Source organism: Microbacterium sp. NPDC055312, from assembly GCF_053645675.1.
Map to the genome: position 1 here is coordinate 400,800 of NZ_JBSHMU010000002.1, position 17,089 is coordinate 417,888.

The window sequence follows — 17,089 nt, forward strand, 5'->3', positions numbered from 1 at the left end:
GCCGCTCAGGCGACGAGCTTCTGCACCACCTCCGCGAGGACGGCGGCGTGGTTGTGCTCGGTGTCGTTCACGGCATAGACAAGCGTCACGACCGGATGCCCGCGCAGCGCGTCGACGAGGGCCGCGAGCGCCTCCGCCGATTCGCCCTCGAGCTGGGCCCGGTAGTGCGCGGCGTTGGTCTCGAAATGCGACCCCGGCGCGTGCCACTCGTGGCGCAGCTCGGTCGACGGGGCGACGTCCTTCGCCCACAGGTCGATCGCCGCGCGCTGCTTCGAGACGCCGCGTGGCCACAGCCGATCGACGAGAACGCGGTATCCGTCGTCGGGGGAGGCGCTGTCGTAGGCTCGTTTGCGACGAAGGTCCATCCTCTCAGCATCCACCTGCTCGGCGGCACACCGCCAGCCGGACACTCAGAACCACGTATGCTGAGACTCAGTCGCATTCGGCGTCGGTCGGCGCCGAGCCGTTCGAAGGAGAACACGATGCAGATCACCGGACAGGGCGCGCTCATCACGGGCGGCGCCAGCGGCCTCGGCCTCGCCACGGCGCGCCGGCTGTCGGCGGCCGGCGCACGGGTCGCGATCATCGACCTGCCGAACTCCGCCGGCGAGGAGATCGCCGCTGAGCTCGGCGGGCTGTTCCTGCCCGCCGATGTGACCAGCTCAGAGCAGATCGCCGCCGCAGTGGCATCCGCTCACGCCGTCGCACCGTTGCGCGTCGTCGTCAACTGCGCGGGCATCGCGCCGCCGGCGAAGGTGCTCGACCGCGACGGCACCCCCGCCGACCTCGACGCGTTCGAGCGCATCATCCGCATCAACCTCGTCGGCACCTTCAACGTCATCTCGCAGGCCGCCGCCGTCATCGCGCAGACCGACCCTTCGACAGGCGCAGGGCAGGCCGCAGGGGACCAGCCGGGCGACCGCGGCGTCATCGTGAACACCGCCAGCGTCGCCGCGTTCGACGGTCAGATCGGCCAGCCCGCCTACTCGGCGTCGAAGGGCGGAGTGCACGCGATGACCCTGCCGATCGCACGTGAGCTCGCGCGCCACGGCATCCGGGTCTGCACGATCGCTCCGGGCATCATGGAGACCCCGATGCTCGCGGGCCTGCCGCAGGCCGCTCAGGACTCGCTCGGCCAGCAGGTTCCCTACCCGTCGCGGCTCGGCAGGCCGGACGAGTACGCGGCGCTGGTCGAGCACATCATCGCCAACGGCTACCTCAACGGCGAGACCATCCGTCTCGACGGCGCCATCCGCATGGCACCGAAGTAAGGAGAGAACATGACCCTCGCAGGCAAGACCATCCTCATGTCGGGCGGCAGCCGCGGCATCGGCCTCGCCATCGCGCTGCGCGCCGCCGCAGACGGTGCGAACATCGCCATGCTCGCCAAGACCGACACCCCGCATCCCAGGCTCGAGGGCACCGTGCACTCCGCGGCCGAGGCGATCCGCGAGGCCGGCGGCCAGGCGCTGCCCATCGTCGGCGACGTGCGCGATGACAGCCAGGTGACCGAGGCCGTGATGAAGACGCAGGGCGAGTTCGGCGGCATCGACATCGTCATCAACAACGCCAGCGTCATCGACCTGTCGCGTTCGCTCGACCTCGCGGCCAAGAAGTACGACCTCATGCAGGACGTCAACGTGCGTGGCACGTTCATGCTCTCCCGCGCGGCGGTGCCGGTGCTGCGCGAGTCGACGAACCCGCACATCCTCTCGCTCTCCCCGCCGCTGAACCTCTCGCCGAAGTGGCTGGGAGCGCACACCGGGTACACCCTCGCGAAGTACGGCATGACGATGGCGACGCTGGGCATCGCCGCCGAGTTCGCGGAAGCCGGGATCGCGGCCAACACGCTGTGGCCGCGCACGACGATCGCGACCGCCGCCGTGCAGAACCTGCTCGGCGGTGACCGCGTGATGGCGGCCAGCCGCACCGCCGAGATCTACGCCGACGCGGCGTACGCGGTGATCACCAAGCCGGCGCGCGAGTACACCGGACAGACCCTGATCGTCGAGGACGTGCTCGAGGCCGAGGGCGTCACCGACTTCGCGAAGTACGCCGCGGTGCCCGGCACCCCCGACGACCGCCTGTTCCCCGACATCTTCCTCGACTGACCGTCGCTGCTCGCCGGCCGGCGGGACGGATGCCGGCGGATTGAACGAATGTCGGCGCGAACAGCCTGTTCGCGCCGACATTCGTGTTCTGCGCCGCCAGGTGTACGGCGCAGCAGCGCCCACGCCCAGATCTCCATGCCCTCCAGTCTCCCAGCCGGTACGCCGTACCCTGGAGGCATGCCCGCATCCGACAAGACGCCGCCCTCCCGCAGCACGCCCGTGCGCAAGACGAGGCCCGCGCGCGACGCCCAGGTGCGCCCGGCGACAGAGGGCTGGACGCAGAAGAAGGATGCCGAGGGACGCCCGCTGCTGCAGTTCGCCAGCCCGAAGCGCGGTAAGCCGCCGGTGCACCTGGCAGACCTCACTCCCGCCGAGCGGGTCGAGAAGATCAAGGAGATGGGCCTGCCCGGGTTCCGTGCCAAGCAGCTCTCGACCCACTACTTCACGCACTACACCTCCGACCCGGCGCACATGACCGACCTGCCTGCTGCCCAGCGCGATGAGCTGGTCGGCGGCATGCTGCCCCCGCTGATGACCGAGGTGAAGCGCCTCGAGACCGATCGCGGCGACACGATCAAGTTCCTCTGGCGCCTGCACGACGGCGCGCTCGTCGAGTCGGTGCTCATGCGCTACCCGGGCCGCATCACCCTGTGCGTGTCGTCGCAGGCCGGCTGCGGCATGAACTGCCCGTTCTGCGCCACCGGCCAGGCGGGGCTCACCCGCAACATGTCGACCGCCGAGATCATCGAGCAGATCGTGCGGGCGAACCGGGCCATCGCCGACGGCGAGCTCGGCGGCAAGAGGTCGAACGACCACTCCATGGAACGCGTGTCGAACATCGTCTTCATGGGCATGGGCGAGCCGCTCGCCAACTACAAGCGGGTGATGGATGCGGTGCGCATCATGGTCGCCCCGCAGCCCGACGGGCTCGGCATGAGCGCTCGCGGCATCACGGTGTCGACGGTCGGTCTGGTGCCGGCGATCAAGAAGCTCGCCGACGAGGACATCCCCGTCACCTTCGCGCTGTCGCTGCACGCACCCGACGACGAGCTGCGCGACGAGCTCATCCCCGTCAACTCGCGCTGGAAGGTCGGCGAGGCGCTGGATGCCGCCCGCGAGTACTTCGACAAGACCGGCCGTCGCGTGTCGATCGAGTACGCGCTGATCAAGGACATGAACGACCACCCGTGGCGCGCGGATCTGCTGGCCTCGAAGCTGAACTCCCGCGGTCGCGGCTGGGTGCACGTGAACCCCATCCCGCTGAACCCCACGCCGGGGTCGATCTGGACGGCGTCCGAGGTCGATGTGCAGAACGAGTTCGTGCGCCGGCTCAACGACGCGGGCATCCCCACCACGCTGCGCGACACGCGCGGCAAGGAGATCGACGGGGCCTGCGGCCAGCTCGTCGCGACCACCGAAGACGAGGCCGAAGCCGCCGCGATGGCCTGACCTGCTACTGCTTCGGGGTGCGCAGTCTCAGCATCCGGCCACTGCCCTCGATCAGCTCGGCCCACGAGGCGACGTCGATCGCGCATTCCGCGATCGCGCAGGTCGGGAATTCGACGAACTGTCCGGTGAGGTCGGGCACGGCATCCGCCATCCCGGGGTTGTGTCCGACGAGCATCGCGACGTCGGCCTCATCCGGAAGCGAGGCGGCGACCGACAGGATGGTGCGCGCCGACGCGGTGTAGAGCGTCGGCTCGTCGGCCACCTCGAGTCGGAAGGCGGCGGCGTACGCATCGGCGGTGGTGCGGGCCCGCAGCGCCGTGCTCGCCACGATGTGCTGCAGGCGCACGCCCTCGTCGACGAGTCGGGATGCCATGGCGGGGGCGTCGCGCAGACCGCGGGCGTTGAGCGGGCGGTCGTGATCACGCACCGACGGATCTCCCCAGTCGGACTTCGCGTGGCGGGCCAGCAGCAGCGTCTTCATGCGCCCCAGCCTGACATCCGGATCCGCATGACGCACCCTTGTCTGTGAACCGCTTGCAGGGAGCATCCGGGACTCGCACAGCCGCGGTTTCATACCCTCGAGGGATGTCCTATTCCGCACATCGCCCTGGACGGATGGATTCCCAGGGGCGGATCTCGTTCGAATCCGACGGTCCCGACGGCTCGGTCACCGACGACGACCTCGACTTCCTCCGCCAGTACGAGCCCACCGGCGGCGAGGCCGAGACCCTTCGGCAGGCTCAGGGACCCAGTGAGAGAGCGGCTCAGGGACCCAGTGAGAGAGCGGCTCAGGGACCCAGTGAGAGACCGGCTCAGGGACCCAATGATGCGGTGCAGGGACCCAGTGATGCCCGGCGGTCGAAGCGCGAGCGCACCCCCGGATCGCGGCTGCGCACCATGGCCATCCTCGGCGGCGCGGAGGGCGAGATCCTCGACCGCGTGCCCGGCGAGACGCCCCGATTCGTGCAGATGTTCTTCGTGCTGCTCGGAACCGCTCTGGTCTCGGCGATCTCGATGATGTTCGCGCTGACCACCGGCGTGCAGGTCGCGATCTGGGTCGCCATCCCGCTGGCCCTGGTGTGGGCGGCCATCATCTTCAATCTCGACCGATTCCTCACCTCATCCATGACGTCGACCCGCAACGTCGGCAAGATGCTCGCGCTCGCCCTGCCCCGTGTGGCGATGGCCGCGCTGATCGGGTTCCTCGTCGCCGAGCCGCTTGTGCTGCAGGTGTTCCACAACGACATCGCCCGTGAGGTGGCATCCACCAACATCACCCAGTCGCAGTCCGACCAGGATGCCCTCGAGAAGGGGCCCGAGAAGAAGGCGCTGGACGCTGCGACCGAGCGCGTCGCCGCTCTCGAGAACCAGGCCGCGACCGGCGTCGTCGCCGGCACGGAATCCGGCTCGGCGACCACGTCCGCTGCCCAGGCGACGGTCGACGAGCTGACCGGCAAGATCGCCGAGCAGCAGAAGGTCATCGATTCGGCCCGTGCGCTGTACCAGTGCGAGCTGACGGGTGAAGGCGCGGGCACCGTGCCCGGCTGCACGGGGGTGAACGGGCAGGGATCCAGCTCCGACGCGGCCAAGGCGCAGCTCGCCCAGGCCCAGCAGACCTACGACGCGCTCGCCGCACAGCTGCGCTCGGCGAACGACGACCTCGCGGCCGCCGAGACCGGTGCGCAGGCCAACACCGCGGCATCCGAGACGACCAACCGCGAACAGGCGAAGGACCAGCTCCCCGCGGCGAAGAAGACCTACGAGCAGGCGCTCGCCGCGTACAACGCGCGCGCCGATTCGGTCGCGCAGGGCAACGCCGGTGCCGTCGGACTGCTCAGCCAGATCACCGGACTCAACCGCCTCGGCGAGAAGGAGCCCACGATCTTCTGGGCGCACTGGCTGATCGCCGCCCTGTTCTTCATGATCGAGCTGCTGCCCGTGCTCGTGAAGGTGCTCACCAGCTGGGGCGACCCGTCGCTGTACGAGAAGACGAAGACGATCCGCAAGCAGGTCGACCTCGACCGGGTCACGGCCGAGGGCTTCCGCGATCGTGCCGCGATCGTGGCCGCGGCGGATGCCGAGACGGGCCGATCCCCGGCATCCGGAGTCGCCCCCGCCGATCCGGCACCCACTCAGCCCATCACCCGCGCCGACATCCGCGAGACGGCGTCGGTCTGACATGATGGCGCCATGAGAGGCACCCGCGTGACCGTCGCCGTCGGCGTCATCGCCGTGATCGTGTACGCCGCGCTCGCCGCACTGCAGATCCTGGTGCTCAACCCCGTGGCGGCCGTGCCGGGCTCATCTCTCGCCGCCATCTACGCCGAGATGGATGCCGCCGGCGAGACCATGCCGGTGACGATGCCGCTGCTGATCCTCGGCTTCGGCGTCGCGGCGGCGATCGTGGTGGCCGTGCTCAGCATCCGGTCGCGGCTGGAGCCCGCGCACAGCGCGCTGCTCTTCCTGCTGCTGCTCGTGCTGGGCGCGCCGGGGTACTTCGTCGCCTCGTTCGGCCCCGGGATGAACCTGGCCGACACGTTCATGATCGGCGGGGGCGACTACAGCAGGTGGTCGCTGGTGCTCTTCGCGGTGAGCCTCGCCGCGGCCGCCGCGGCGGTGATGCTCGCGCTGCGGATGAGAGGGCCGCACCCGGCTGTTGTCAAGGCCTGACCCCACGCTCGGCGACCGCCCCGATGCCGGATAACGTGTGATCATGGTCAACTATCGCTATCTCGGAAACAGCGGACTCAAGGTCTCGGAGATCACCTACGGCAACTGGGTGACGCACGCCTCGCAGGTGGAGGACGACGCGGCGATCGCGACGGTGCACGCCGCGCTGGATGCCGGGATCACCACCTTCGACACCGCCGACACCTACGCGAACACCGCCGCCGAGGTCGTGCTCGGCAAGGCGCTCGCCGGTCAGCGTCGTGCCGGACTCGAGATCTTCACGAAGGTGTACTTCCCGACCGGGCCGAAGGGCCCCAACGACACCGGCCTCAGCCGCAAGCACATCTTCGAATCGATCGACGGCTCGCTGCAGCGTCTGGGCACCGACTACGTCGATCTGTACCAGGCGCATCGCTACGACTACGAGACTCCGCTCGAAGAGACGATGCAGGCGTTCGCCGATGTCGTCCGTCAGGGCAAGGCGCTGTACATCGGCGTCTCGGAGTGGACCGCGGAGCAGCTGCGCGAGGGGCACGCACTGTCGCGTCAGCTCGGATTCCAGCTGATCTCGAACCAGCCGCAGTACTCGATGCTGCACCGGGTGATCGAGGGCAAGGTCGTGCCGACCTCCGAGAGCCTCGGCATCTCGCAGATCGTCTGGTCGCCGATGGCGCAGGGCGTGCTGAGCGGCAAGTATCTGCCCGGTCAGCCCGTGCCCGACGGCTCGCGCGCCACCGACCCGCACTCGGGGTCGCACTTCATCAAGGAGCTGCTGCGCGACGACATCCTCGCCGCGGTGCAGAAGCTGAAGCCGATCGCGGCTGACGCGGGTCTGACGATGCCGCAGCTCGCGATCGCGTGGGTGCTGCAGAACCCGAACGTCGCCGCCGCCCTGGTGGGCGCGTCGCGCCCCGAACAGCTCGCCGAGACCGTGAAGGCCTCGGGCGTGCGCCTCGGCGCCGATGTGATGACCGCGATCGACGACGCGCTCGGTGACGTGGCGAACACCGATCCGCAGGACACCTACGACGTGTCGCCGAAGACCCGCCTGGTCTGAGCCCGGCGCTGCGGGCGGTGCGCAGGATCCCGTGAGCACCGCCCGCGCGGCTGCGGCCGCCGCGCAGGACGCGCCGCGGATCAGAGCGTCGTGATGTCGACCTGCAGGTCGTGGGTGAGCCGTTCGATGTCGGCGCGCAGCGCCTCGAGATCCGCCGACGGCGGCAGCGTCGCCGTGACCGACGACTCGAACAGCCGCCCGCCCGCCATCGCTGCATCCCGGGTCTGGGTGGTCATGCGCTCGATGCTCAGGGCGTGAGAGCTCAGCACCCCCGAGATCTCGCGCACGATGCCCGCCCGGTCGTTGCCGAGCACGCTGATCGAGATGCGCTGTGCGGTGTCGGATGCCGAGGCGCCGGCGCCCGCGCGGACGGTGATCGCGAGCATCCCGTCGAGCGCGTCGAGGTCGCCGCGCAGGGCATCCACGCGCTCGTCGGCGACCGAGATCTCGATAACCCCGGCGAAGGTGCCGGCGAGCTCGGCGAGCTGGCTGTTCTCCCAGTTGCCGCCGCGCGCCGCGACGATGTCGGCGACGGCGGACACCAGCCCGGGTCGATCCGCTCCCGCGACCGTGAGGATGAGCGTGGTCATGCGCTCAGCGTAGCGCGCTCACCACGCGCCGCCATCGAGGAAGCGCTGCATCCGCTCGCGATGCGGAGCCAGATCCCAGCCTTGAGCCGCGACCCAGTCGTCGTCGTAGTAGGTCTGCGTGTACCGGATGCCGCTGTCGCAGATCAGCGTGACGACGCTGCCCGTCTCACCGGCATCGCGCATGCGGCCGATCAGCTCGAACGCGCCGTAGAGGTTGGTGCCGGTCGAACCGCCCGCGAGGTGCAGCGTCCGCTCGCGCAGCAGGCGGATCGCGGCGACGGACGCCGCATCGGGAACGGGGATCATCTCGTCGATGACGCTCGGCACGAACGACGGCTCCATGCGAGGCCGGCCGATGCCCTCGATCATCGAGGGCTCGCCCGTGGCATCCGGATCGCCCCGCCAGGCGGCGTAGAACGCCGAGCCCTCGGGGTCGACGACCGCCACCTCGGTCGGATGCCGGCGGTAGCGCACATAGCGGCCGAAGGTGGCGCTGGTGCCGCCGGTGCCGGCGCCGACGACGATCCAGCGGGGGACGGGATGCCGCTCCAGCGACAGCTGGCTGAACACGCTCTCGGCGATGTTGTTGTTGCCGCGCCAGTCGGTCGCCCGCTCGGCGAAGGTGAACTGGTCGAGGTAGTGGCCGTGGCATCCGGCGGCGAGGCGCCGCGCTTCGGGCGAGATCTCCTCGGCGTGGTCGACGAAGTGGCACAGGCCCCCGTAGAACTCGATGAGGTCGATCTTCTCCTGGCTCGTCGAGCGCGGCACCACCGTGATGAACTTCAGTCCGAGCATCCGGGCGAAGTAGGCCTCGGAGACCGCGGTGGACCCGCTCGACGATTCGACGAGCGTGGTGTCTTCATCGATCAGGCCGTTGACGAGCCCGTAGAGGATGAGCGAGCGAGCCAGGCGGTGTTTGAGGGAGCCGGTGGGGTGCACCGACTCGTCTTTCAGGTACAGGTCGATGCCCCAGCTCGTCGGCAGGGGGAAAAGATGCAGGTGGGTGTCGGCCGAGCGGTTGGCGTCGGCCTCGAGCACCTGGATGGCGGAACTGACCCATTCGCTCATGATTCTCGAGCGTAGCGTTGGGTGACGCGGTTCCCGACTCCGGTTTCTGCGGCGGTCAGGGCGAGATCGCCTGGCGCAGCCAGCGCTCGATCCCGGCGACGTGGGCCATGGCGAGCGAGGTGGCCAGGGCGGAGTCGTGCTGAGCGATCGCCTCGGCGATGGCGCGGTGCTCCGACAGCGTGCGGTCGACGTCGCCCTGCTCGGTGAGTCCTCGCCACACCCGGGCCCGGATCGTCTGGCTGCCGAGCCCGTCGAGCAGGCTGGCGAGGTAGCCGTTGCCGGTGAGGCGAGCGATGTCGCCGTGAAAGCGCACGTCGTGCGCGACGAGGTCGTCGATCGAGACGCGCACCGGATCGACAGAGGACACCTCGTCGACCAGCGCCTGCGCCTGCTCGGCGGTCGCGACGCCGGCCGCAAGACCCGTCGCCTGCGACTCGAGCATGCGCCGCACGGCGAACAGCTCGAGCAGCGAATCGTCGTCGTGCAGATCGACGACGAAGCTGATCGCCTCGAGCAGCAGGTGGGGCTCGAGGCTGGTGACGTAGGTGCCGTCACCGCGGCGCACGTCGAGCACCCGGATGACCTCGAGCGCCTTCACCGCCTCGCGCATCGAGTTGCGGGAGAGCCCGAGACGCTCGGAGAGCTCCTTCTCGGGCGGAAGTCGATCGCCGGGGCGCAGCTCACCGGCGACGATCATCGCCTTGATCTTCTCGATCGCCTCATCGGTGACAGCCATGCCGCCATCTTCGCGTAGTGGTCGGATGTTTCGGGCAGGATGTGAGCATGCGCGTCGTCGACTCCCACCTGCATCTCTGGGATCCCCAGGTCCTGGACTGACCGCAGCAATTCACGCCCCGCCAATCACGGCTGCCGGATCAGCTGCGCTTCGACGTCGGCGGCGAAAGGCTCGGCGAGCGACCAGCGGAACACGAGCCGCTCGTCGTCGGCCGTCACCGTGACGTGATCGTCGACAACGGCAAGGTCGCGCACACCGATCGCGGGTGGCGGGGCGGTGCCCAGCGAGGTCTGCCAGACGATGAGCACGTCGGCGGGCAGCGGGCCCAGGCGCACGGCCGGGCACGCCAGCACGTCGGCACCGTCACGGATCTCGTCGACCACCGGCTCCGGAGTGAGGGCGACCGCTCGCGGGACGTCGCACGGCTGCATCGACCAGGCGCCGAGCAGCCGCACGCTGCTGATCAGTCCGCTCGCGATGGCCGAGGTGCTGGTGACGGATGCCGTCACGGCATCCGTCCCGCCCCGCCCGAAGACGAGCGCCGCGCCGCTCACCCGGCCCGTGAGGCCGACCGCCCCGGTGAGGCGGCCGACATGCAGGGTGACGTCGCCGACGATCTTCGTCGCCACCCGCGAGACGACGTGCCGGCCGCCCGCGTCGAGGGCCCGGGTCACCGCGCCGCCACGCACGCCGACCGTCGCGCGGGTCGCCGCGCGGTGCGACGCCCCCTCGATCGTCAGGTCGCTGTCGCGCAGGACGCCGCCCGAGACCGGCCGGGTGGCGGAGGTGAACTGCAGCCGGCGGTACAGGGGGTCGTCGCGGGTCGGGTGCCCGTCGCTGCCGAAGTTGTGCAGCCGCACGATGCCGTCGTCGCGACGAGCGTCGATCAGCCAGCGCGGGCCGTCGAGCACCCGGCGCACGTCGTGCTGCTCGATATGCAGCGCCGTCTCCCGCGCCGTCCACACCGGGTCGTCGGCGGGGAACGCGAGACCCAGGAAGCCCTTCGCCGCCCAATACGGCGACCCCGGCCCGCTGTACGACTGCACCATGCTCGGGATCGGCTCCCGCTGCCAGCCCAGCGACAGCACGCCGTCGTCGAGGCTGCCGCCGTCGACGAAGTGCTTCAGGATGCCGCTGGTCAGCCGCCGGGTGCGCGACGCGTCGAGCACCTCGAGACCCTCGCGGCGCGCCATCCAGAACGGCGCCGCCGTCGCCCAGCGGTAGATCAGCGAGCGCCCCTGGAACACCGGCGCGCACCGCGCGTCGAACAGATGCTGATAGCCGTCGACGAACGCGGCCAGGCGCTCGCGGTGCAGGGAACGCCGATCGTCGAAGCCGGCGCCCATCATCTCGTCGACGAAGAACGGGTACCAGTGGAACGCGAAGGCGTTGTAGTGGTCGAAGCGCCGGCCGTCACCGTCGGTGTACCAGCCGTCGGCCCGGTGCCAGTCGTCCATCCGGTCGAGCGCGTTCTCGACCGTGTCGCGGCCGTCGGTGAATCCGTCGGCGTGGGTGAACGCCGCCAGGGTGGCACCCAGCAGCACGTGGTTGTTGTCGGCGCACCACGTGCCGCGCGCCTGCGCGAACCAGGTGTGCACAGCCTCACGGGTCACCTCGTCGAGTGCGGCCCAGACGGTGTCGCGCGTGAGATGCAGCGCGATCGCGATGGATGCCGCTTCGACCGTGGCCTGGCTGTGGTCGGTGAGAGCGGGCCAGATGCGCTGCGCGACCGCATGCTGCACGGCCTCGGCGTACTGCGCGATCAGTGGCGCGGAGCCTTCGGTGCCGTCCGGGTCACCGGCGATGCGCAGGGCCGCGAGCAGGAAGGTGCGCGCGAACCCCTCGAGCCGGTCCATCGGAGAGCCCGCGGCGGCATCCGCCGCGCCCGCTCGCGCGGCGAAGTCCACCATCGCTCCGCCGTGCGTCGACCGCTGCCGTGCCGCGTCGAGGATCCGGTCGGCGGCGGCCACCCAGTGCGCACGGGTGTACCCCGTGTGCGGGGCGGAGAGCGGGTCGGCGGGCGGCATCCAGGCGGCGGTCGCGGGCATGCCTCGATCGTGTCGACAGGGGAGGAGAGGATTCAAGGGGCGGCGGTCGCGCGTCTCGATCGTCGCCTCTTGAATCCTCTCCTCCCGACCGCGTTGACTGGCGGGCATCCGAGCCAGGAGGCCGCTTTGCCGCATCGTCCGAACATCCTCGTCGTCATGGCCGACCAGTTCCGTGCCGCCTCCCTCGGCGTCGCCGGGGAGGACCCGGTGCACACCCCGCACCTCGACGCCCTCGCCGAGAGCGGGCGGGTCATGCGTCAGGCGGTGAGCGGGTACCCGGTGTGCAGCCCGCATCGTGCGATGTTCCTCACGGGCATGCGGCCGCAGGTGAACGGCGTGACCGTGAACGTGAACTCCGAGAGCGCGCAGGACGGCGTCGGCCTGCGCGACGGACTGCCCACCTGGGCCAGCGCGCTGCGGGATGCCGGGTGGCGCACCGGTTACATCGGCAAGTGGCATCTCGAGCCCCCGGTCGCCGACGACGAGCGGTTCGGTGAAGGGCGCCGAGAGGACGGCAAGGTGTGGGACGCCTGGTCGCCCCCGCACCGTCGCTTCGGCTTCGAGTACTGGTACTCGTACGGTGCGGCCGACCGACACCTCGCACCGCACTACTGGACCACCGACGCGGGCCGGGAGCAGCGGGTGGACGTGGACCAGTGGTCGGCCGAGCACGAGATCGACGTCGCGATCGAGTTCGTGCGGGATGCCGGCGACGAGCCCTACGCGCTGATGGTCTCGCTCAACCCGCCGCACCAGCCCTTCGACCAGGTGCCCGACCGCTACCGCGCCCGCTACGCCGGCCTCGACGAAGGCACCCTGCTGAACCGCCCGAACGTGCCGCACGGCACCGCCCTCGCGGCCGAGGCCGCGGCGGTCGCCCGCGACTACTTCGCTGCGATCACGGGTGTCGACGAGCAGATCGGCCGACTGGCATCCGCCGTCGCCGCACAGGCCGCGACCCGGCCGACGGTGATCCTGTTCACCTCCGACCACGGGATGCAGCTGGGCAGTCACGGACTGATGTACAAGAACGTCGCCTACGAGGAGTCGATGCGCCTGCCGCTCATCGTGCACGCGCCCGGGCTGATCCCGGCGGGGGAGTCGCACACCGTGGTGGACTCGCTCGACTTCGCGCCCACCATCCTGGGCCTCGCGGGTGTCACCGCGCGCGACGAGCGCGTCGCCGGCCGCGACCGCTCGGATGCGCTGCGCGGCGTGCCCGATGCTCCGGCATCCGCCGACGACGACGCGACGCTCTACACCCGCTTCGCCTCGCGGTCGGATGCGAGCAGCGTGCGCGGGCTGCGCACGCGCACGGCGAAGGTCGTCGCGACCTGGCATCCTGCCTCGGGTCTGACGATGCAGTTCTTCGACCTCGTCGCCGATCCCTACGAGCTCGACGACCGCCCCGACGACCCGCGCGCCGCCGCGCTCGCCGGACGACTGTGCGACGATCTCGAGCGCGCGGGCGACGAATGGGAGGGCGCGGCAGCGCTCGCCGACCGGCTCAGCCCTCGTGCGCCTCGTCGACCGGCAGCCCCACCCGCTCACGCCAGCGCTCGTGCGCGCGGGTGAGCTGAGCGACCAGCCGCGGGCGGCGTGAGGCGAGATTGTCGCGCTCACCGGGGTCACCGGAGAGATCCGTGAGGATCAGCCCGTCGCCGGTGCTGGTGTGCTCGACGTGGCGCACGTACTCGGCGGTCGGGCTGTCGCCGGTCACCGAGAGCAGCTTCCAGTCGCCACGGCGCACCGCCCACTGCCAGCCGCAGTCCCAGTGCAGCTCGCGGACGCCGCTCGTCGCGTCGTCGGACGTCTCGGCGCCGGGCGCCTCGCTGTCGGCCTCACCCGCGAGCAGCGGGCGCAGGTCGCGTCCGTCGTCGTCGGCGTCGGCGGGAAGCCCCGCGGCGGCGGCGAACGTGGCCGCGAGATCCAGCGCGCTCACCGGCTCGCCCACTACGGTGCGCGCCGCGGCGACGCCGGGCCAGCGCACGAGGAACGGCACCCGGATGCCGCCCTCCCACAGCGTGTACTTCGTGCCGCGCAGCGCGCCGTTGTCGCCGTAGTTGCACTGCGACCCACCGTTGTCGGTGAGGTAGACGACGATCGTGTCGTCGGCGACGCCCGAGGCGTCGAGGCTGTCGAGCAGGCGACCGATCGCACGATCCATCAGCTCGAGCTGCGCGAGGTAGAACGCCCGCCCGTCGGGCAGGTTCGGGCTGATCGCCCCGTCGTACCAGTCGAGATATTCGGACGCGCCCGGATGCCAGTCGCCGGGGCTGTCCAGGCCGCGCGCGGCCAGTTCGTCATCGGGCAGCTGCCAGCAGAAGTTGTGCACGGCGTTGAACGCGACCATCGCGAAGAACGGCTGCTCGCCGGCGCGGCGCTCGATGAACGCCCCCGCCCGGTCGGCGATCTCGTCGGTCGTGAACCCGTCGAATTCGACCGGCTCCTCGCCCGACCAGAACGGCTGCACCCCCATCGCCTCGGCGGCCTCGCCGTACTCGGCGACCGCGTCTTCGCTGTGGCGCAGGTAGTGCAGGCGCCCCATCGACTGACCGGCGAGGCCGTAGAACGACTCGTCGAAGCCGTGGTGCGGCGGTGCGCCGCGATCGGCGGCCGTCTCGTCGCCGTAGTGCACCTTGCCGAAGTACCCGGTCGCGTAGCCCGCGTCGCGCAGCCGCTCGGCGATGGTGGGCACGCTGCCGATGTGCGCCGAGTCGAACCACAGGCCGCCCCAGCGCTGCTGGTACTGCCCGGTGATGAGACCGGCGCGCGAGGGAGAGCAGATCGGCGCGGTCACGTACGCGTCGGTGCAGGTCGCGCCCTCGGTCGCCAGGCGGTCGAGCACGGGCGTTCGCACCCCGGGGGTGCCCTCGGCGGAGCGATCGGCGTACCCGTGGTCGTCCGAGACGATCAGCAGGATGTTCGGGCGGCGGGTCATGGGGCTCCATCCCATCCGGGCGGTGCGAAGGCACCGAGGGGGTCGTCGTCGAGGGGGCGGATCTGTCCGGCGCCGAAGACCGGCAGCCCGCGGCCGTCCGCATGCGGGTCCGCGTGCTCAGCGAACCACAGATCCAGCATCCGGCGCATCCGGGCGAGCTCGGCGGCGTGCGCCGGATCGTCGGCGAGATTCACCCGCTCGCGCGGGTCGGCGACGAGGTCGTACAGCTCGTGAGGGCCGTACGGATGCCGGTGCACGTACTTGTGCTCGGCGGTGCGGATCATGCGGACGGGGCCGTACTCGCTGTGCACGACGACCGGGCGCTGCGGGCTCGGGGCGCGTTCCCCGCGCAGCGCCGGGGCGAAGCTGCGCCCCGGGCCCTGCTCGAACGGCTCGGGGTCGAATCCGAGCAGCTCGAGCAGGGTCGCCGGCAGGTCGTACGCGCTGCGCAGCTCGTCGTGCACCTCGCCCTCGGGCCGCACTCCGGGGCCCGCGACGATGAACGGCACCATGACCGACTCGTCGTACATGTTCATCGGGAAGGTGCCGTTGCCCTTGCCCCAGAAGCCGTGCTGACCGCAGCTGAACCCGTTGTCGCTGAGGAACACGACCACGGTGTCGTCGACGATGCCGTGCGCATCCAGCCGGTCGAGCACTCGGCCGATGGCCGCGTCCATCGCCGTCACGGCGGCGAAGTAGCCGATCAGCGCCTCGCGGGTGTCGGCTTCGCCGCCGATCGGCGCGCCGTCGAGGGTCTGCAGCCAGGGATGCGGCTGCTCCTGCGGGCAGGTCTCGAACGCGCAGTCGCGGTAGAGGTCGGTGAACTCCGCAGGATGCTGACCGGCGAACGGCTTGTGCGGCGCGGTGAAGTTCAGGGCCAGGAAGAACGGGGCGTCGTGCTGCTGCTCGGCGTCGAGGAACGCGATCGCATCGTCGGCGATCACATCGGTGAGGTAGTCGGTGACGTGCTCGGTGCGGCCGTCGCCGGTGTGCATCACCGCGTCGTGGTACGGGCTGCCGCCCCCGTCGAGGGCGTACCAGTGCACGAAACCGCGACGCGGCACGTCACTGGCGCCCAGGTGCCACTTGCCCGACAGGCCGAGGCGGTAGCCCGCGTCGGCGAGCGCGTCGGTGAGGGTCGGCATCCCGGCGAGGTGATCGCGGCTGCCGGGGCCCGAATGGGATCCGTCGAGGTAGTCGTGCACACCGTGCGCGGACGGGATCCGACCGGTGAGCAGGCTGGCGCGGGCCGGCGAGCACACCGGTGACGCGCAGAAGAAGCGGTCGAGGCGGATGCCGCGCGCGGCCAGCCCGTCGAGGACGGGCGTGCGGATCTCGGCGTTGCCGGCGGCGCCCAGCGCCCACGGGCCCTGGTCGTCGCTGACGATGAGGACGAGGTTCGGCCGGGTCATGTCAGCGCATCGGCGTCGGCGAGCAGCAGCGCGGAGCCGTCTTCGGCAGAGCGGTACGCCGCGAGGACGAGCTCGACCACGTGCCGGGCATGTGCGATCGGCACGGTGGGCTCGGCCCCCTGCACCACGCGCTGGAAGTCCGCGAGCTGCGCGGTGAAGGCGCTCTGGATGTCGTCCGGGTGGGTGCGGTGCACCAGCTGCGAGCGGCCGTCGGCGTGCACGGTGGTGCCGTGCCGCGGATCGACCTCGATGACGCCGCGGTCGCACACGATGGTCAGCAGGTCGCCGCGGGTGGCCGGGTCGCTGAGCACGACGATGCTCACGGCGACTCCGTTGTCGAGGCGCAGCATCATCGCACCGTCGGTCTCGACCGGCGAGCCGAAGCGGTTGACCGTGGTGGCGAGCATCTCCACGGCGCGTCCGCCGCCGAACCACAGCGAGCGGTCGATGCAGTGTCCGCCGATGTTCATCAGCGCCCCGCCGCCGGCGACGTCGGGTGAGAAGAACCACGGCGAACGGGTGCCGGGGCGGTAGTCGGTGCTGCGGTTGTCGCGCACCATCCGCACCGCACCCAGCTCGCCCGAAGCGAGCACCTTCTCGGCGGCGACCTTCTCGGGCAGGTAGTGCTGGATGTGCCCCACGGTCAGGGCGACGCCCGCGCTCTCGCACGCGCCGATCAGGCGGTCGCAGTCCTCGAGCGTGGTGGCCATGGGCTTCTCGACCAGCACGTGCGCGCCGGCGGCCGCGGCGTGCACCGCGATCGGCAGGTGCGTGGAATGCGGGGTGTTCACGATGACGGCATCCACCGTTCCCGAGTGCAGCATCGTCCGATGATCGGTGAAGACGGCCGCGTCAGGGCATCCGGAGGCCACCCTGCGGGCGGCGGCCTCGTCGATGTCGCAGACGGCGGCGAGCTCGATGCCGTCGAGCGCCGCCGCTGCGGCGCAGTGGTACGGGGCGACCGCCCCGGCTCCGATCAATCCGATCCGCACGTGTGTCTCCCTCTA

Annotated in this window: 16 protein-coding genes; 7 read left to right on the forward strand and 9 right to left on the reverse strand. The window is 70.7% G+C overall.

Annotated elements, in window-relative coordinates:
- Positions 1-5: 5 nt before the first annotated feature.
- On the reverse strand, positions 6-365 hold the full coding sequence (locus ACWIDW_RS06305) for a DUF488 domain-containing protein (protein ID WP_454123836.1): 360 nt from the start codon (positions 363-365) through the stop codon (positions 6-8).
- Positions 366-482: 117 nt separating this feature from the next.
- Here ACWIDW_RS06305 and ACWIDW_RS06310 point away from each other — a divergent pair, with 117 nt between their 5' ends.
- From ACWIDW_RS06310 to rlmN, 3 genes are all read left to right on the forward strand, one after another.
- Complete coding sequence (locus ACWIDW_RS06310; RefSeq protein ID WP_454123838.1) at positions 483-1,271, forward strand: SDR family NAD(P)-dependent oxidoreductase; 789 nt, start codon at positions 483-485, stop codon at positions 1,269-1,271.
- Positions 1,272-1,280: 9 nt separating this feature from the next.
- Positions 1,281-2,111, forward strand: a complete 831-nt coding sequence (locus ACWIDW_RS06315) for an SDR family oxidoreductase (protein ID WP_454123839.1) — start codon at positions 1,281-1,283, stop codon at positions 2,109-2,111.
- Positions 2,112-2,288: 177 nt separating this feature from the next.
- Entirely contained in the window at positions 2,289-3,560 is a 1,272-nt protein-coding gene (gene rlmN / locus ACWIDW_RS06320; RefSeq protein WP_454123840.1) for a 23S rRNA (adenine(2503)-C(2))-methyltransferase RlmN, read from the forward strand.
- Positions 3,561-3,564: 4 nt separating this feature from the next.
- Here the strand turns inward: rlmN and ACWIDW_RS06325 are convergent, their stop codons facing one another.
- Positions 3,565-4,041, reverse strand: coding sequence for a SixA phosphatase family protein (locus tag ACWIDW_RS06325; RefSeq protein WP_454123842.1), 477 nt, complete (start codon positions 4,039-4,041; stop codon positions 3,565-3,567).
- Positions 4,042-4,145: 104 nt separating this feature from the next.
- Here ACWIDW_RS06325 and ACWIDW_RS06330 point away from each other — a divergent pair, with 104 nt between their 5' ends.
- The 3 genes from ACWIDW_RS06330 to ACWIDW_RS06340 are packed head-to-tail and all read left to right on the forward strand — an operon-like array spanning position 4,146 to position 7,287.
- Positions 4,146-5,738, forward strand: coding sequence for a DUF4407 domain-containing protein (locus tag ACWIDW_RS06330; RefSeq protein ID WP_454123844.1), 1,593 nt, complete (start codon positions 4,146-4,148; stop codon positions 5,736-5,738).
- A 12-nt stretch (positions 5,739-5,750) separates the two neighbouring features.
- Positions 5,751-6,230, forward strand: coding sequence for a hypothetical protein (locus ACWIDW_RS06335; protein ID WP_454123846.1), 480 nt, complete (start codon positions 5,751-5,753; stop codon positions 6,228-6,230).
- 43 nt (positions 6,231-6,273) lie between these two features.
- Positions 6,274-7,287, forward strand: a complete 1,014-nt coding sequence (locus tag ACWIDW_RS06340) for an aldo/keto reductase family protein (protein ID WP_454123848.1) — start codon at positions 6,274-6,276, stop codon at positions 7,285-7,287.
- An 80-nt stretch (positions 7,288-7,367) separates the two neighbouring features.
- Here the strand turns inward: ACWIDW_RS06340 and ACWIDW_RS06345 are convergent, their stop codons facing one another.
- From ACWIDW_RS06345 to ACWIDW_RS06360, 4 genes are all read right to left on the reverse strand, one after another.
- Positions 7,368-7,877: a glycine cleavage system protein R gene (locus ACWIDW_RS06345; RefSeq protein ID WP_454123849.1), complete on the reverse strand. Its 510-nt coding sequence runs from the start codon at positions 7,875-7,877 to the stop codon at positions 7,368-7,370.
- A gap of 18 nt (positions 7,878-7,895) precedes the next feature.
- Complete coding sequence (locus ACWIDW_RS06350; RefSeq protein WP_454123851.1) at positions 7,896-8,945, reverse strand: PLP-dependent cysteine synthase family protein; 1,050 nt, start codon at positions 8,943-8,945, stop codon at positions 7,896-7,898.
- Between the two features lie 55 nt (positions 8,946-9,000).
- Positions 9,001-9,681: a FadR/GntR family transcriptional regulator gene (locus ACWIDW_RS06355; protein ID WP_454123853.1), complete on the reverse strand. Its 681-nt coding sequence runs from the start codon at positions 9,679-9,681 to the stop codon at positions 9,001-9,003.
- Between the two features lie 125 nt (positions 9,682-9,806).
- Positions 9,807-11,729 carry a DUF2264 domain-containing protein gene (locus ACWIDW_RS06360; RefSeq protein ID WP_454123854.1) on the reverse strand — a complete coding sequence of 641 codons (1,923 nt, stop codon included), beginning with the start codon at positions 11,727-11,729 and terminating at the stop codon, positions 9,807-9,809.
- 126 nt (positions 11,730-11,855) lie between these two features.
- Here ACWIDW_RS06360 and ACWIDW_RS06365 point away from each other — a divergent pair, with 126 nt between their 5' ends.
- Positions 11,856-13,304: a sulfatase family protein gene (locus ACWIDW_RS06365; protein WP_454123855.1), complete on the forward strand. Its 1,449-nt coding sequence runs from the start codon at positions 11,856-11,858 to the stop codon at positions 13,302-13,304.
- Here the strand turns inward: ACWIDW_RS06365 and ACWIDW_RS06370 are convergent.
- Genes ACWIDW_RS06370 through ACWIDW_RS06380 form a run of 3 tightly spaced genes read right to left on the reverse strand, consistent with a single transcriptional unit; the run spans position 13,237 to position 17,074 of the window.
- Positions 13,237-14,670, reverse strand: a complete 1,434-nt coding sequence (locus ACWIDW_RS06370) for a sulfatase family protein (protein WP_454123857.1) — start codon at positions 14,668-14,670, stop codon at positions 13,237-13,239. The genes ACWIDW_RS06365 and ACWIDW_RS06370 overlap by 68 nt on opposite strands.
- Positions 14,667-16,082 carry a sulfatase family protein gene (locus ACWIDW_RS06375; RefSeq protein WP_454123859.1) on the reverse strand — a complete coding sequence of 472 codons (1,416 nt, stop codon included), beginning with the start codon at positions 16,080-16,082 and terminating at the stop codon, positions 14,667-14,669. The genes ACWIDW_RS06370 and ACWIDW_RS06375 overlap by 4 nt, the downstream gene beginning before the upstream one ends.
- Positions 16,079-17,074: a Gfo/Idh/MocA family protein gene (locus ACWIDW_RS06380; protein ID WP_454123861.1), complete on the reverse strand. Its 996-nt coding sequence runs from the start codon at positions 17,072-17,074 to the stop codon at positions 16,079-16,081. Before ACWIDW_RS06380 ends, ACWIDW_RS06375 begins: the two co-directional genes overlap by 4 nt.
- Positions 17,075-17,089 lie beyond the last annotated feature (15 nt).

What these genes read in the sequence shown, in the direction of transcription:
- ACWIDW_RS06305 (WP_454123836.1), bottom strand. Translation starts at nt 365, where the DNA reads ATGGACCTTCGTCGCAAACGAGCCTACGACAGCGCCTCCCCCGACGAC.
- ACWIDW_RS06310 (WP_454123838.1), top strand. Translation starts at nt 483, where the DNA reads ATGCAGATCACCGGACAGGGCGCGCTCATCACGGGCGGCGCCAGCGGC.
- ACWIDW_RS06315 (WP_454123839.1), top strand. Translation starts at nt 1,281, where the DNA reads ATGACCCTCGCAGGCAAGACCATCCTCATGTCGGGCGGCAGCCGCGGC.
- rlmN (WP_454123840.1), top strand. Translation starts at nt 2,289, where the DNA reads ATGCCCGCATCCGACAAGACGCCGCCCTCCCGCAGCACGCCCGTGCGC.
- ACWIDW_RS06325 (WP_454123842.1), bottom strand. Translation starts at nt 4,041, where the DNA reads ATGAAGACGCTGCTGCTGGCCCGCCACGCGAAGTCCGACTGGGGAGAT.
- ACWIDW_RS06330 (WP_454123844.1), top strand. Translation starts at nt 4,146, where the DNA reads ATGTCCTATTCCGCACATCGCCCTGGACGGATGGATTCCCAGGGGCGG.
- ACWIDW_RS06335 (WP_454123846.1), top strand. Translation starts at nt 5,751, where the DNA reads ATGAGAGGCACCCGCGTGACCGTCGCCGTCGGCGTCATCGCCGTGATC.
- ACWIDW_RS06340 (WP_454123848.1), top strand. Translation starts at nt 6,274, where the DNA reads ATGGTCAACTATCGCTATCTCGGAAACAGCGGACTCAAGGTCTCGGAG.
- ACWIDW_RS06345 (WP_454123849.1), bottom strand. Translation starts at nt 7,877, where the DNA reads ATGACCACGCTCATCCTCACGGTCGCGGGAGCGGATCGACCCGGGCTG.
- ACWIDW_RS06350 (WP_454123851.1), bottom strand. Translation starts at nt 8,945, where the DNA reads ATGAGCGAATGGGTCAGTTCCGCCATCCAGGTGCTCGAGGCCGACGCC.
- ACWIDW_RS06355 (WP_454123853.1), bottom strand. Translation starts at nt 9,681, where the DNA reads ATGGCTGTCACCGATGAGGCGATCGAGAAGATCAAGGCGATGATCGTC.
- ACWIDW_RS06360 (WP_454123854.1), bottom strand. Translation starts at nt 11,729, where the DNA reads ATGCCCGCGACCGCCGCCTGGATGCCGCCCGCCGACCCGCTCTCCGCC.
- ACWIDW_RS06370 (WP_454123857.1), bottom strand. Translation starts at nt 14,670, where the DNA reads ATGACCCGCCGCCCGAACATCCTGCTGATCGTCTCGGACGACCACGGG.
- ACWIDW_RS06375 (WP_454123859.1), bottom strand. Translation starts at nt 16,082, where the DNA reads ATGACCCGGCCGAACCTCGTCCTCATCGTCAGCGACGACCAGGGCCCG.